12 protein-coding genes are annotated in these 14,202 nt (G+C 61.0%); 10 read left to right on the top strand and 2 right to left on the bottom strand.

The window, feature by feature from the left end:
• The first annotated feature begins 29 nt into the window (after positions 1 to 29).
• The 8 genes from ASTEX_RS16890 (at position 30) to ASTEX_RS16855 (ending at position 7,922) form a co-directional block, all read left to right on the top strand.
• Positions 30 to 944 (top strand): dihydrodipicolinate synthase family protein, encoded by a 915-nt coding sequence (locus ASTEX_RS16890; RefSeq protein ID WP_013480060.1) that lies wholly within the window; start codon positions 30 to 32, stop codon positions 942 to 944.
• Positions 945 to 1,100: 156 nt separating this feature from the next.
• Complete coding sequence (locus ASTEX_RS16885) at positions 1,101 to 2,120, top strand: 4-hydroxyproline epimerase (protein WP_013480846.1); 1,020 nt, start codon at positions 1,101 to 1,103, stop codon at positions 2,118 to 2,120.
• 221 nt (positions 2,121 to 2,341) lie between these two features.
• Entirely contained in the window at positions 2,342 to 3,001 is a 660-nt protein-coding gene (locus ASTEX_RS16880; protein WP_013480845.1) for a GntR family transcriptional regulator, read from the top strand.
• Between the two features lie 65 nt (positions 3,002 to 3,066).
• Positions 3,067 to 4,437 (top strand): CehA/McbA family metallohydrolase domain-containing protein, encoded by a 1,371-nt coding sequence (locus tag ASTEX_RS16875; RefSeq protein WP_013480844.1) that lies wholly within the window; start codon positions 3,067 to 3,069, stop codon positions 4,435 to 4,437.
• A gap of 48 nt (positions 4,438 to 4,485) precedes the next feature.
• Entirely contained in the window at positions 4,486 to 4,932 is a 447-nt protein-coding gene (locus ASTEX_RS16870) for a thiol-disulfide oxidoreductase DCC family protein (RefSeq protein ID WP_013480843.1), read from the top strand.
• 108 nt (positions 4,933 to 5,040) lie between these two features.
• The gene (locus tag ASTEX_RS16865) at positions 5,041 to 5,589 is read left to right on the top strand and encodes a fasciclin domain-containing protein (protein ID WP_013480842.1); all 549 of its coding nucleotides are present in this window, start codon (positions 5,041 to 5,043) and stop codon (positions 5,587 to 5,589) included.
• A 70-nt stretch (positions 5,590 to 5,659) separates the two neighbouring features.
• Positions 5,660 to 5,860 (top strand): HIG1 domain-containing protein, encoded by a 201-nt coding sequence (locus tag ASTEX_RS16860; protein ID WP_013480841.1) that lies wholly within the window; start codon positions 5,660 to 5,662, stop codon positions 5,858 to 5,860.
• A gap of 88 nt (positions 5,861 to 5,948) precedes the next feature.
• Positions 5,949 to 7,922 carry a putative bifunctional diguanylate cyclase/phosphodiesterase gene (locus ASTEX_RS16855; protein WP_013480840.1) on the top strand — a complete coding sequence of 658 codons (1,974 nt, stop codon included), beginning with the start codon at positions 5,949 to 5,951 and terminating at the stop codon, positions 7,920 to 7,922.
• A 64-nt stretch (positions 7,923 to 7,986) separates the two neighbouring features.
• Here ASTEX_RS16855 and ASTEX_RS16850 read toward each other — a convergent pair whose 3' ends face one another.
• Complete coding sequence (locus tag ASTEX_RS16850; RefSeq protein ID WP_013480839.1) at positions 7,987 to 10,770, bottom strand: TonB-dependent receptor; 2,784 nt, start codon at positions 10,768 to 10,770, stop codon at positions 7,987 to 7,989.
• 207 nt (positions 10,771 to 10,977) lie between these two features.
• Between ASTEX_RS16850 and ASTEX_RS16845 the strand changes: the two genes are divergently transcribed.
• Together ASTEX_RS16845 and ASTEX_RS16840 are read left to right on the top strand one after the other, a co-directional pair.
• On the top strand, positions 10,978 to 12,087 hold the full coding sequence (locus ASTEX_RS16845) for a phosphatidylinositol-specific phospholipase C1-like protein (RefSeq protein ID WP_013480838.1): 1,110 nt from the start codon (positions 10,978 to 10,980) through the stop codon (positions 12,085 to 12,087).
• Between the two features lie 227 nt (positions 12,088 to 12,314).
• On the top strand, positions 12,315 to 12,740 hold the full coding sequence (locus ASTEX_RS16840) for a Ros/MucR family transcriptional regulator (RefSeq protein WP_013480837.1): 426 nt from the start codon (positions 12,315 to 12,317) through the stop codon (positions 12,738 to 12,740).
• A 65-nt stretch (positions 12,741 to 12,805) separates the two neighbouring features.
• On the opposite strand, the gene ASTEX_RS16835 is transcribed toward ASTEX_RS16840, so the two are convergent.
• Complete coding sequence (locus ASTEX_RS16835; protein ID WP_013480836.1) at positions 12,806 to 13,810, bottom strand: cupin-like domain-containing protein; 1,005 nt, start codon at positions 13,808 to 13,810, stop codon at positions 12,806 to 12,808.
• Between the last annotated feature and the right edge of the window lie 392 nt (positions 13,811 to 14,202).

Below are 14,202 nucleotides of genomic sequence, written 5' to 3'. Positions count from 1 at the left end.
TATTCTTACGCAAGCAGTTGGAGTAAACAATGAAAGTCGATTGGCGCGGCGTATTCCCAGCGGTCACCACACAATTCAAAGAAGACCTATCCATTGACGTGGCCGAAAGCCAGCGCGTAATCGATGATCTGATCAAGGACGGCGTGACCGGTATCATCGCGCTCGGCACCTGCGGCGAGAACAATTCGCTGGAGCCGGATGAAAAGCGCACGCTGCTCTCCGCTATCGTCGAAGTCGTCAACGGCCGCGTGCCCGTCGTCGTCGGCACCTCCGAACTCACCACGCCGCGCGCCGTCGCCTTTGCCCGTGACGCCGAAAAAATCGGCGCCAACGGCCTGATGCTGCTGCCGGCAATGGTCTATGTGCCGAAGACGAATGAGCTGGTTGAGCACTTCACGCAAGTGGCCAATGCCACCGGCTTGCCGATCATGCTCTACAACAACCCAACCGCCTACCGCGTCAATATCGGCAATGATGCGCTCGAAGCCCTGCGTCCGGTGAAAAACATCGTGGCGATCAAGGAATCCGCCGCCGATACACGCCGCTTCACCGACGTCTTTAACGCCTTCGGCAGCCGATATTCCATCTTCGCCGGCCTCGACGATGTGGCCTATGAAGGCCTGCTGCTGGGCGCTCAGGGCTGGGTGTCAGGCCTGACCTCGGCCTTCCCGCATGAATCCGTCATGCTGGTCAAGGCGCTCGAAGCCGGTGACACCAAGACAGCGCTGGAAATCTACCGCTGGTTCCTGCCGCTGCTGCACCTCGATGCCGAACACGACCTGGTTCAGTCGATCAAACTCGCCGAACAGATCATGGGCCGCGGCTCCGAGCGCGTGCGGATGCCGCGTATGCCGCTGATCGGGGAGCGTCGCGCACAGATCATCAAAATGGTCGAAGAGGCCGCCGCATCCCGCCCATCGCTGAGCATCAACAAGGCGGCGTAATTCAGGGGGTACAGAGTTCCGTCCATTTACCCCTTCCAAATGTCAGAAAATCCTACAGGCTAAGGCGACCCGTTAACGGTTGCGCTCTTTCTCCTCCCCACTCGGTAGGGAGGAGAAAAGCAGCTTTGCCGCAAAACTTTGTCCGTGAGTTGCCCCATGCGTCATACCTTCTTCTGCGTTGATGGTCACACCGCCGGAAATCCGGTGCGTCTGGTGGCGGGCGGTGCGCCGCTGCTCAGCGGGTCGAATATGTCCGAGCGGCGGCAGGATTTCTTGGCGCGCTTCGACTGGATTCGAACCGGCCTGTGCTATGAGCCGCGCGGTCACGACATGATGTCGGGCGGTTTCCTCTATCCGCCGACGCTCGAGGACACCGACGCCGGTATCCTGTTTATCGAAACCTCCGGCTGCCTGCCCATGTGCGGGCACGGCACCATCGGCATGGTGACCTTCGCGCTGGAAAATGGCCTGATTACGCCGCGCACGCCGGGCAAGCTGAAGCTCGAAGTGCCTGCCGGGATTATCGACATCGACTACAAGATCAATGGCCCCAAGGTGACGGCGGTCAAGATCACCAATGTCCCGGCCTATCTGGCCAAAACCGGCGTTGAGATAGACGTGCCAGACTTCGGGCCGATTACGCTGGATGTGTCCTATGGCGGCAACTACTACGCCATTATCGAGCCCACCAAAGACGGCCCGTATACCGGCCTCGACGCTCTGGGGGCCGCGCGGCTCATCGAGTTGAGCCGCACCATCCGCACCCTGGTTCGTGAGGTCTACGAGCCTGTGCATCCGCTGGACCCCACCATTCGCGGCGTCAGCCACGTCCTGTGGGCGGACGCGCCCAAAAACGCCGAAGGCGAAGTCAATCCTGCACACGGCCGCAACGCCGTCTTTTACGGCGAACGCGCCATCGACCGCTCACCCTGCGGCACCGGCACCTCAGCGCGGCTGGCACACCTGCACGCCACAGGCCGCCTGAGGGTAGGTGAGCCCTTTATCCACCAGAGCTATATCTGTAGCCGCTTTACCGGCGTGGTGACGAAAGAGGTCGATCTAAACGGCCAGCGGGCCATCATCCCGTCCATCGAAGGCTCGGCGATCTCGACCGGTTTCAACACCATCTGGATTGACCGCGAAGATCAGTTCTGGGACGGTTTTCAGGTCCTATAACGCGGTCTCGTTCTCAAAAGAAACGCAACGAGCAACGCATAGCCGTTGCCCGCTACGGGCGTTTGTGACAAGGGGTTTGTGATTTAACGGCCAAATACGTCAGCCTCTTAGGCCGTTGTATCAGATGTCTGCAGAATCAGGTTACACATGTTGACTTGTTAGCGTTAGCAGCACAGTGTTACAAAAAGCGTATAACATATAAACCCAAACAAGAGTTTCGCATGGCGCTGGTCGTCCAAACCCTCTCTGAACAGATCTTTACCCTCGTCCGGGATCGGATCATTTCCGGCTCCCTGCCTGTCGAGGTCGCCATCCGTCAGGATGCCCTGGCAGCGGAGCTGGGGGTTAGCAAGATCCCATTACGTGAGGCGCTGGTGCGGCTGGAGCAGGAGGGCCTCCTCACCTCTCAGGCCAATCGCGGCTTCTTTGTCCGCCCGATGACCGCCTCTGAGGCCGAAGAGGTCTATGCCCTGCGACTGAAGATCGAACCGGAAGCCGTGGCGCGTGCCGCCGCCCTGGCCACGCCGGCCGACCACAAGGCCGCGCGCGACGCGCTGGACGCGCTGGACCGCGCCGCCGCCGAGGATAACAAGAGCGAGGTGGGTAAGCTTAACCGTGCCTTCCACCTGTCGCTGGTGCGACCGCTGGGCCGGCAGGTCACCCTGCAGATTATCGAGCGGTTGAACATCATCGCGGAACGCTACGTCTCAAAGCATCTTGAGCCCGCCGGGCGAGACGATCGCGCGCATCAGGAGCATTCGACGCTTCTGGACCTGTGGATGCGCGGGAAGGGCGAAGAGGCGTCCGAACTGATGTATGCGCACATCGCCGAAACGCTTTACGACCTGCGCAAGGAATTCGAGAACGACAAACGCGCCTGAAACCCAGCGCAGCAAAACTGTCACACTCGACCGGTAAGAAGCTCCCGTTTCCGGGAGCTTTTTTCATGCGCTTTTCCTGTCTTGCCTTCACTGCACTGGTGGCTCTCACCGGCCACGCCCACGCCGAGGAGGCACGAACCTGGCTTTCCGGGGATCACCATGTCCACAGTCGCTTTTCGGGCAAGCGCGCCGAAGACGGCACCTATGTGCTGGGCAAGGACGGCATCTACACCCTGCCCGAAAACGCCCGCCGCGCCCAACAGTACGGCCTGAACTGGGTCGTGCTGATCGACCACGGCGGCGAAGGCCTGTCGAAACTGCGCTACGAGCAGGCCTATCCAGAGGTTTTGCAGGCGCGTCAGGCGGTGCCCGACCTGATCCAGTTTTTTGGCCTGGAACTCAATACACCGGGCGGCGACCATTCCAGCCTGATCATGGCCATCGACCCGCACGAGGCCGAGACCCTGCGTCATCTGGAGCGCAGCTATGACGCCCATGAAATCCGCGACCCGGCCCGTGACGACCCGGCGCGCATGATCGCCGCGCTGGCTGAGATGCAGGGGCTGAACCCCCAACCGCTGGTCATCGCCAACCACCCGTCGCGCGGCGCGAAATCGCCCGACGGTTATGGCCGCCATACGCCGCAATCCCTGCGCCGCTGGATGGACACCGCCCCCGACGTCGCCATCGGCATGGAAGGCGCGCCGGGCCATCAGGGCGCCAGTCTCAAGAGCGGGGCGACGCCCGACACCCTGCGCAAGCGCGGCTATTACGAGCAGTCACCGACCTATGGCGGGTTTGATGCCATGACGGCGCGCCTCGGCGGCGTGTGGGACGCGCTGCTGGGCGAAGGCCGCCACTTCGTCGTCACCGCCACCTCGGATTCGCATCGCAATGTCGCCGACGGCGGCGAAGACTTCTGGCCCGGTCAGTACGCCAAAACCTGGGTCAAGGCGCGCAAGGACCCGGCGGATATTCTGGATGGCCTGCGCAAGGGCCGCGTCTTTGTGGCCACCGGCGATCTGGTCAGCGAACTGGATATGGACGTCGCGGGCGCCAATCTGGGCGACACGGCCACGGTCCAAAAAGGCGAGACGGTGCAGGTGTCGGTGCGCCTGCGCGACCCCGCCGGGCCGAACGCCCACGGCGACCACCCGGAACTGAGGCGCGTGGACCTGATCATGGGTGAGGTGACCGGACAGGTGGCTGAGCGCAATGCGACGACGCAGGTGGTGAAGACCTTCACCCCCGCCGACTGGACGCGCAACGGCGAGACTATCACCCTCAGCTGGTCTTTTACCGCCAGCAGCGACGCCTATCTGCGTCTGCGCGGCACGGCGACCGATGAGGCCGAGCCCCTGTCCGACCCGCTGGGGGAAAACCCGTGGCCGGACCTGTGGGTCTATGCCAGCCCGGTCTATATCAAGGTGCGATAGAGTGGTCACCAGACCCGTCTAAACAGCGGTTTCGTGCGTAAAAGGCGCATGACCCAGACGCCCGATAAATCCGAAACACCCGACCCTGAAATCGCCGACTGCGGCACGGTCTGCCGCGAGGGCCTGACCGTCTATTTCGACGGGTCCTGCGCCCTTTGTTCCACCGAAATCCGCTACTATTCGGCGCGCGCGGGCGAGGCCCTGCGCTTCGTTGATGTGGCCGACAGCGCGGTAGGACCAGAACCCGATCTGCCGCGTGCGGCGGCGCTGAAACGCCTGCACGTGCGTCAGCCCGATGGCACTCTGGTATCAGGGGCCCAGGCGTTTATCGCCATCTGGTCGCAGGTGCCCGGCTGGCGCTGGCTGGCGCGTCTGGCCCGCCTGCCCGGCGTGGCTTGGTGGCTTGAGCGCGCCTACCGCGCCTTCCTGCCCGTGCGTCCCGCCCTGTCGCGCCTCGCCCGCGCTTTGGGGGCCAGACCCATGCGTAAGCCGTAGCGCCGTCTAATCTAAACGCCGCGACCCGCCGTATAGATATCCAGAAGCGCTTCTGATTTCGAGTTTATCGCCACGTTCGGCGTCCCCCAACAGACGGAGACTAAACCCATGATTAAGCGCAATCTATTGCATAAGCTGACCATCGCTGTGCTCGCCACCAGCCTGACCCTGCCGGCCGCCGCTCTGGCCCACGATCACGGGGCCAAGCCCACCACCACCATCGTTGAAACTGCCGCTGGCAACCCGAACTTCAGCACGCTGGTCGCTGCGGTTAAGGCCGCCGACCTCGTGGGTACACTGTCCGGTCCCGGCCCCTTCACGGTGTTTGCCCCGACCAACGCCGGCTTCGATGCCCTGCCGCAGGGCACGGTGCCGACGCTGCTGAAGCCGGAAAACAAGGCCAAGCTGACCAAGGTTCTGACCTATCACGTCGTCGCCGGTAAGGTGAAGGCTGCCGACCTGATCGCTGCCATCAATGCCCACAATGGCAAATACACGATCACCACCGTCAGCGGCGATACGCTGGTCGCCTCGCTGTCGGGCGGCAAGGTTGTGCTGACCGATGAATCGGGCGGTGTGGCCACCGTCACCACCACCGACCTTTATCAAAAGAATGGCGTCATCCACGTCATCGACAAGGTCGTTCTGCCGAAATAATCTGTACCGCTTAAAGAGGCCCGGTCCCCCTTCCGGGCCTCTTTTACCGTCCGCCCGGAAAGATCACGCTATGGATATCATCGTCAATATTGCTATCGGCCTGTCGTTGCTGGTCGTGCTAGCGACCTTTATCATGGGCATGTTCGCCTTTGCGCAAAACGGCAAGGAAGCGGGCGCAAAGCTCAACAAGGCGATGGAATGGCGCGTGCGGACCCAGATCATCGCCATCGGCATTCTGATCCTCAGCATGGCGATCAAGGCCGGGTCGTAGGTTTTCACGACAGGGGCAGGGTAATCTTCTCGGTTCGTTAACATGACAATGTTATCAATGGGCTAAGTTCCCTGCGATCCGATTGCTCATGCCGACCCTGTTTCATCCTGTTTCGTATCACCCGCACCTGCTGCGTCAGGCCTATCGCACCCTTGGGCCGATGTTGCTGGTCAATCTGGCCTGCGTAGTCGGGGCCAGCTTCCTGCTCGACATAGCGAACCACCCCCTGTTGTCCGGGTGGGTGCTGGTGCATGTGACCGTCATTCTGATCCGCGGCGGCTCATGGGCGCGCTTTCATCAGGACAAGCGCAACTGGCGGCGTAAGAGCGATTATCAGTTCTGGAAGGCCAGCTATGCGGCGGGCCTGCTAGTCTCCGGCAGCCTGTGGTCGGCTCTCGCCGTCTATCTGTTTGCCAAACACCCTGAAACCGCGTCTGTCGAAGCGCAGTATGCCATCCTGATCATCCTGTCGGCACTGGCGGGCGGGGCCACGGGCGTGACCTCCAGCTTTGCGCGTGCCGGCAGCGTCTATATCGGCCTGCTGCTGCTGCCCGCCTCCCTGACCCTCCTGACCCACGACGATACGCATCGCACCCTGGGCTGTCTGGGCCTGATCTTCTGCGGCGTGATGCTGGTGACGCTGCGTGGCAATCATCGTCTTCTGGTGCGCAATCTCACCCTCGAAGACCGCAATCTCAGCCTGATCAAACAGCTCAGCGAGGTCAATCAGGTGCTGGAGGCCAAGGTCAGCGAACGCACCGAGCGGCTGGCGCGGCTGGCCCACACGGATAAGCTGACCGGCCTGTTCAACCGCTACGGTCTGTTCGACTGGCATCAGAAGCGGATCGAGGCCGAGCCTAAGACCCGCACCGTCGTCTTTTTCCTCGACCTCGACCGTTTCAAGCAGGTCAATGACGCCCTGAGCCACGAGGCCGGCGATAAGGTGCTGACCGCCATCGCCCAGCAGATCGAGTCCGTGGCCCCGCCGCAGGCCCGTCTGGCCCGATGGGGTGGCGATGAGTTTGTTCTGGCCTGCCCGGTCACCGGCGATGTCCATGCGCTGGTCGATGAGGTGTCGGAGGCCGTATCGCGCGCGGTCGATATCCCGCTGAACATCGAAGGCACCGATCTCAAGCTGGGCGTCAGTATCGGCTGGGCCTGCCATCCCGACCACGACAAGACCTTTTCGGACATCGTCCACGCCGCCGATCTGGCCACTACCGAGGTCAAGCGCAGCGGGCGCGGGCGGACGCTCGCCTTTGACGAAACCTTTGCCGAAAGCCTGCGCCGCCGCTTCAACCTCAGCCGCGCCCTCAGCGAAGCCATCGGCAGCGACGCCCTTTACGTTGCTTATCAGCCGATCGTCTGTGCCCGCACCGGCGCGCTTCTCTCCTATGAGGCCCTGTGCCGCTGGGACCATCCGGAGCTGGGCACCATCCGCCCGGACGAGTTCATCCGTCTGGCCGAAGATACCGACCGCATCGTAGCACTCGGCAACTGGGTGCTGGAACGCGCCTGCACCGACGCCGTCCAGTGGCGGCGTCAGGGGGTGAGCGCCAAGGTGGCCGTCAACGTCTCGGTCAAGCAACTGACGCTCGATACCTTCGCCCTGCATCTGGTGTCGATCCTGTCGCGTACCGGCCTCTCGCCTACGTGTCTGGAAGTCGAAGTGACCGAAAGCGTCTTCGATGACGGTCATATCGAGCAGGTCACCCAAACCATCAAACACCTCAAAGCGCTGGGCGTAAACATCCATATCGACGATTTCGGCACGGGTTACTCGTCTCTATCGCGCCTGCGGCACCTCAATGTTAGCGGCATAAAGATCGACCAGTCTTTCGTCGCCGACCTGAGCGGTCAAAGCCGTGTGATCATCGAAAGCACCATACTGATCGCCCGCGCCTTCGGCCTGACCATCGTCGCCGAAGGGGTGGAAACCGACGACCAGCGCGAGACCCTGCGCACGCTGGGGGTTGATCAGCTTCAGGGCTATCTGCTGGGCCGTCCGCAGCGCCTGAGCGACATTCTGGGCGCGGATACGCTGAGCGAAACGGCGGCTTGAAAAAGGCACAAAAAAACCCCGGAGCCTTCGCTCCGGGGTTTTCCATTCAGACACAAAAGTCGGATCAGAACTGCCAGTTCAGGCCGACGAACACCGTGCGGCCCGACGTCGTGGTGTTCCACAGACGCTTGGCCCCGCGTGCGGAATTACCGCCCGGCCAGAAGCTGTTGTACTGGATTTCCTTCTCGTCGGTCAGGTTGATACCGTCCAGCGTCAGGCGCAGGCTGGGCGTCACCTGCCAGAAGGCGGCCGCGTCTACATAGGTGGTCGAGGCAAAGCCACCGCCGTCGATCGGATAGTCAGAGCGGAAGTTTTCAGAGACACGCGCGCCCCACTTGGCGGTTTCATAGTAGATCGTCAGGTTGTGGTTGACGTCCGACACGCCCCACAGCGGCCCCTTCACATCGACGCCCTGCACCGAATTGATCGTGGTGGTGTCGATAAAGGTGACGTTGGCGACCATGCCCAGATTGTTGAACGGCGCGGGCAGGAAGACGAAGTCCGTCTGACCGCTCAGCTCAAAGCCCGTCAGCTTGACGTTATTGAGGTTGATCGGACGCGTATATTCGTTGACCGTGCTGTTGGCCGTCACCCCGGTGCTCAGACCTTCCGGCAGGCCGGTCGCGGCGTAGGAGACATTCGTCACCTTCTTCGACACGACCAGATTGTCGATGTCCTTATGGAAGACACCGCCGGTGACCATGCCAACGCGGCCGAAATACCATTCGACGCCCAGATCGTATTCGTCGGACGTATAGGGTTCGAGATTGGGGTTGCCGGTCGAGACGGTGATGGTGTTGGTGGTGGTGTCATTGCTGACCGTGCCGTTCATGGCATAGGCCGTCAGCGACGGACGATTGAGGTTCTGCGATGCCGCCAGACGCACCTGCACATTGTCGGACGCTTCAACCACCAGATTGAACGCCGGCAGCGTGCCTGAATAGGTCTTCGACGTCGTGACCGGCTTCGAGGTGCCGTTGACGCTCATAAAGCCTTCGGAGGTCAGTTCCGTCTCATATCCGCGCAGACCGACATTGCCGCGTACCGGACGGCCCCCCAGCATGCCCTTGAAATCGACCTGAGCATAGGCGGCACTGGTGTCTTCGGTGACACTGTAATCGGCGTTGCGCACCCAGTTCACGGTGCGCGTCACGCCGTAATAGGTGAGCGCCTTGTCAAAGTCGGCGATGACCCACGACTGGTCCTTGTGACCGGTGAACAGCTTGTAATAGCTGTTAACCTTGTCGTCCGGACGCGTGCCCCAGGTGCCGTTTTCCCACTCGGCCTTCAGCAGGTCGTCATTGGTGTACTGACGGCCCGAATTGCCGAAGCTGCGATAGGACAGACCGGCCTTGAAGGTTAGGTTATCGCCGTAGGCATAGGCGGCGTTGAGTTCGGCATTTTCCAGCTCGGTCGTCTGATAGCTGCTGAAAAAGTCGATTTCGTGGGCGCGGTAGTTGTTCGGGTCGGTCGTGTCCCACTTGTAGGTATTACGGCCGTAATACGGGTCCTGCGTGTAGTCGGTGATCAGGCCGCCAAAGGCTTCCATATAGAACTTGTCAGAATAGGGCAGGTCGTAGGTGGACTTTTCCTTACCGATATGACCGTTGATATTCAGCGTGTCTGACACCTGCCAGTCGGCGGTCAGGACCACCTGATCGAAGGTGTTTTCGGCCTTCTGACGGCGGGTTTCTGTGGCGAAGACCGTATTATCGACGTCGGCATAGAGGACGCTGTAGTACTCGTCATATTGGATCGAATTCAGGCTGGGGGCCTTCTGCGCTGAAGCCGGGATGCCCGAATGGGTCATGGCCGTGCCGAGGACGGTCGAACCGACGCTGGCGCGGGTGGCCAGATGCAGTTCGTCACGCTTGTTGGTGAATTCGCCATGCAGCGCATCGAGCGTTAGGGTCAGGTTTTCCACCGGACGCCATTGCAGAGCCGTTGTGATGCCAAGGCGCGTCTGGTTCGAACCCCACACCGACAGGCGGTTACCGCGCTGGAAGACCAGCAGGCCGGCGGTGGCCAGCGCCTGATCAGAGGCGCTCAGCTTACTGACATTGGCGGCAAGGGCCTTCTGATTACCCGCACCGTAGGTGTTGTAGCCCTGTTCCTGCGTCTGGCGCTCACCGTAGGCGACCGAGAGCAGCGCGCCGAACTTGCCGTCGTGATTGTACGACAGCATGGCCGCGCCGCGTTTCTGGAAGTCTTCGGTGTTGGAATTGGTGCCGCCTTGCAGAGAAAACGCACCCTTTAGGCCCGGCTTGTAGTCGAACGGCTTAGCCGTATAAAGGCCGACCGTCCCGGCCATGCCGCCTTCGTCCTGCTCGGCGGAGAAGGATTTCTTCACATCGACCTTGTTGAACAGATCAGACGCGAACAGGTTGAAGTCGAAGGCCCGATCGCGTGAGGTCTGACCGCGCGAATCCATCGGCGAGTCGACATTGCCCAGCACTTCCATGCCGTTGAGCTGCACGCGGGTGAAGTCGGGGCCCAGTCCGCGCAGTGAGACGCGACGGCCTTCGCCGCCTTCGCGGTTGATAGCGACGCCCGGCAGGCGTTGCAGCGATTCCGCCAGGTTCAGATCAGGGAATTTGGCCATATCCTCGGCGACGATGACGTCGGAGACGATATCCGAATTGCGCTTCAGGGCGCGAGCCTGACCCAGCGACTTGCGGAAGCCGCGCACGACGACCTCTTCTGTGTCAGCGGCGGGCGAAGCCTTGGCAGCACCTTCGGTTTGTGCCAGGGCCGGGGTTTGCGCCAAGGCCGGCGCGGCGTAGATAAGCGACAGGCTGAGAACGCCGCAGGCGACCCCCGCCAGCAGCGTCTTTTGCGAAACAGACATCAAATAGCTCCCATAGCCACCGCAAAGGGGGAGGACGCGGCGGATTGAGGCGCAGGTATGTTTTATTTGTGAAACCGTCTTGTCACTAAAAATACGGTTTTATGACACCTCCCATCTAACGCCGTTCGCTTGCGTTTTCTCGTCATTTTGTCATGCGGGCGTGGTACGGGCGCTACAGAGGCTTTTGAGAACTGAGAAGATGAACCTATGACCCGTCGCCCGAACCTGTGGCCCGTTGTCGCGCTTGTCGCGGCTGTGACCGCCCTGCCCGTCCTCGCGGCAGAGCCGTCGCTGGAACCGTCCGCACCCGTCGGGTTGCACATGAACGACCTTCAGGCGGTGGGTACGCACAACAGCTACAAGATCGCTATTCCGCCGAAAGAACTGGCCCTGATTGCCGTCCGCAATGCGCAGGGGGCGAAGGCGCTCGACTATGGTCATCTGCCTTTGATGACGCAACTTGATCTGGGGATGCGTCAGCTTGAGATCGACGTCCTCTACGACCCGGACGGCGGGCGCTACGCCCACCCGCGCCTGCCGCAGATCAGCGGCGAGACCTATGACGCCACGGATATGGATAGGCCCGGCTTCAAGGTGCTGCACATGCCCGATGCCGATGTGCGCAGCCACTGCCACACCTTCGTACAATGCCTGAGGCAAATCCGCGACTGGTCCGACGGCCACCCGGACCACGTCCCCCTGCTGATCATGATGAATGCTAAGGATGGCGCCCCCAGCCTCGACGGCGGCGTGAAACCACTCGCTTACGACGCTAAGGCCTTCGACGCGCTGGACGCAGAAATTCGCTCGGTCTTCGGGCCGGAGCGGCTCATTACGCCGGATCAGGTGCGTGGCGCGCACAAAACGCTACGTGAGGGGGCGATGGCTGGCGGCTGGCCGACGCTGGAGGCGGCACGCGGCATGGTCTTCTTCACGCTGGACGAAGGTACGGCAAAGATCACTGTCTATATGCGCGGTCACGCCTCGCTGGAGGGCTTGCCGGTCTTCGTCAATTCCGTCTCAGAAGACGCCGACCACGCCGCCTACTTCACCCTTAACGACCCGGTGAAACAGTTCGAGCGCATTCAGGCGGCGGTGAAAGCGGGCTTTGTGGTGCGCACCCGCGCCGATGACTCGACAATTGAGGCGCGCACTAACGATCTCAGCCGCTTCACAAAGGCGCTGGCCTCGGGCGCGCAGTATATTTCCACCGACTACCCCACCCCGCGCCCTGAATGGAGCCCCTATCAGGTCCGCCTGCCCGACGGCGTCGCGGCCCGTGCCAATCCGCTGCGGGGACCGGGGTCGCGCCCCTGAGGTCCGCCCCTTCCGTTAAGTCAAGCTCACTCCGGCCACACGCAAGGATAGACACTGCTGTCCAGTAATGTCCGTTGCTCTATACTATTGTGGACACAATTATCCGGGGTTTCACGCACTGGAAACTTCGCCATATCGGCATTTATTTCAATTTTTTATGTCAGCTCAGTTGACTTCGCGGGCAAACTGCTGTTTTGGGGAAGGAAAGGTAAAAAGGATTCTTGGTTATGGAAGAACAAAACAAGCTGACCGATCTGGTTGTCGATATTGTCACCGCCTATGTCGGTAATAATTCGGTGCCCGCATCTGAATTGCCCGCTCTGATTCACTCGGTGCACAAGGCACTGGGCGGTCTGACCGGTGAACCGGAAGCAAAGGTCGAAGAAGCCAAGACCCCTGCTGTGTCGATCAAAAAGTCGATCTCGGACGACTACATCATTTGTCTGGAAGACGGCCGCAAGTTCAAGTCGCTGAAGCGTCACCTGCGCACCAAGTACAATATGAGCCCCGAAGAATACCGCGCCAAGTGGAACCTACCTAAGGATTATCCGATGGTCGCCCCCAACTATGCCGCGGCGCGCTCCAACCTCGCCAAGCAGATGGGCCTCGGCACCGGTGGTCGCCAGGCCGCCCGCAAGCCGCGCAAGGCGTAAGGCGTAAGGCGTCTCTCTAAGGCAAAAAAAAACGGCAGGCTTGCGGGCTTGCCGTTTTTTTATGGCTATTCACGAATATAGCCGCGCACAGCCTGCTCTACACTGGCGACCAGCGCGCGACGCTCCGCCTCGGTCATCTGCCGTGCGTCAGGGGGCAAGTGCTCAAAATGTGCCGGGAGCGGGTCGGCAATGTGGAGCCGGAACATTTCGCGCCAGTAGGCCCGATCGGCCTCGCTCAGCCCGGCCATAATGCCCAGCGCCTGATTGAACACCACTGCCGGGTCTTCCAGCGGATTCGCATATCCGCCCCACCAAAAGTTGGCCAGCACGCCCACCGGTCCCTCTGCCGTGACCTGATGCCACCAGTAGCGCGGGATAAACAGAACATCCCCCGGCTCCAGCGTCACCGCCTGCGCATGTTCAAAGGCCTCACGCAGGCGTGGGAATGTCTCGAAGTCTGGGGTATCGAGGTCGGCGATGCTGATTGGTCGTCCGGATGGCGTGTAACCAAGAGGGCCTATATACAGATTACGCACCTGTTCCGGCGGGAAGAGCAGGAAATGCCGCCTCCCGGCCACCAGACAAGCCAGGTTGAGGTCGTGATCATTATGCAACGCCGCCCGCGTCGCATTGCCGACCCACAGACGCGGCCCGATCCCTGGCGGCAGCAAGTGCATCGGGTTTTGCACAGCGAACTCAGGCGCATGGTCGCGAGCCGGCGCCGATTGCAGATAGAGGCCCGGCGGCATCGGATGGCCGCTCAGACGCACCAGCGTCGCCATGACTTCGGAGAGGGTTTGCTGCGCGTGACTGAAGTTCAGAGCTTCAAGATCGGGTGTGTAGCCGAACCGGCCTTTCAGATGCGCACTGGCCGTCAGCACCCCGGCAGGGCGACCGTTGTCGAGGCCCTGCAGATAAGCCGCCAGCGAAGCCGCCCCCTCCCGCGCCCTCTGAACCGCCGGCCATTGCGCCACCAGACCACGCACCACAAACGGCGCGGTCGCTCGGCGGATACGCGTACGTATCTCAGCCTCATCCGCGGCTTTCAGTGCCTCCACTTCGCGGCTCATCCAGCCTCCTGAATACCCATGTAAGGGTCGAGAGATTCCACCGCCCTCCCCCCGCAAGTCAAGCCTGAGTGGCTTTAATTTCGCTCAAAATGTGGTCATTCAGGCATAACTGAAAAAAATGAATGCGACACAAAAAGCACACTCGCGTCACCCCCGTTACGAAACATATCAACGCTATTGCAACGCAAGCAAATGTATTTAGTAGTTTTTTTGCCTAACGGTCGCTATGGGCCGGAACGCCATGACAACGCTGGTCAATAATTTTGAAATCAAATTGGTTTAATGCGTTTTCAAAATCGCAGAGTTGATATAATTCTGTAATTGTCAGCGCTGTCAGGCATAGGCTTGAGGTGTAATCCCGTCTGGTCGTGTGACTGACGGGCAATAAAAAA

Source organism: Asticcacaulis excentricus CB 48, from assembly GCF_000175215.2.
GTDB classification, from domain to species: domain Bacteria; phylum Pseudomonadota; class Alphaproteobacteria; order Caulobacterales; family Caulobacteraceae; genus Asticcacaulis; species Asticcacaulis excentricus.
Note: the sequence above shows the minus strand (reverse complement) of the source record. Positions and strands in the feature narration are given on the sequence as shown.

What these genes read in the sequence shown, in the direction of transcription:
- ASTEX_RS16890 (WP_013480060.1), top strand. Translation starts at nt 30, where the DNA reads ATGAAAGTCGATTGGCGCGGCGTATTCCCAGCGGTCACCACACAATTC.
- ASTEX_RS16885 (WP_013480846.1), top strand. Translation starts at nt 1,101, where the DNA reads ATGCGTCATACCTTCTTCTGCGTTGATGGTCACACCGCCGGAAATCCG.
- ASTEX_RS16880 (WP_013480845.1), top strand. Translation starts at nt 2,342, where the DNA reads ATGGCGCTGGTCGTCCAAACCCTCTCTGAACAGATCTTTACCCTCGTC.
- ASTEX_RS16875 (WP_013480844.1), top strand. Translation starts at nt 3,067, where the DNA reads ATGCGCTTTTCCTGTCTTGCCTTCACTGCACTGGTGGCTCTCACCGGC.
- ASTEX_RS16870 (WP_013480843.1), top strand. Translation starts at nt 4,486, where the DNA reads ATGACCCAGACGCCCGATAAATCCGAAACACCCGACCCTGAAATCGCC.
- ASTEX_RS16865 (WP_013480842.1), top strand. Translation starts at nt 5,041, where the DNA reads ATGATTAAGCGCAATCTATTGCATAAGCTGACCATCGCTGTGCTCGCC.
- ASTEX_RS16860 (WP_013480841.1), top strand. Translation starts at nt 5,660, where the DNA reads ATGGATATCATCGTCAATATTGCTATCGGCCTGTCGTTGCTGGTCGTG.
- ASTEX_RS16855 (WP_013480840.1), top strand. Translation starts at nt 5,949, where the DNA reads ATGCCGACCCTGTTTCATCCTGTTTCGTATCACCCGCACCTGCTGCGT.
- ASTEX_RS16850 (WP_013480839.1), bottom strand. Translation starts at nt 10,770, where the DNA reads ATGTCTGTTTCGCAAAAGACGCTGCTGGCGGGGGTCGCCTGCGGCGTT.
- ASTEX_RS16845 (WP_013480838.1), top strand. Translation starts at nt 10,978, where the DNA reads ATGACCCGTCGCCCGAACCTGTGGCCCGTTGTCGCGCTTGTCGCGGCT.
- ASTEX_RS16840 (WP_013480837.1), top strand. Translation starts at nt 12,315, where the DNA reads ATGGAAGAACAAAACAAGCTGACCGATCTGGTTGTCGATATTGTCACC.
- ASTEX_RS16835 (WP_013480836.1), bottom strand. Translation starts at nt 13,810, where the DNA reads ATGAGCCGCGAAGTGGAGGCACTGAAAGCCGCGGATGAGGCTGAGATA.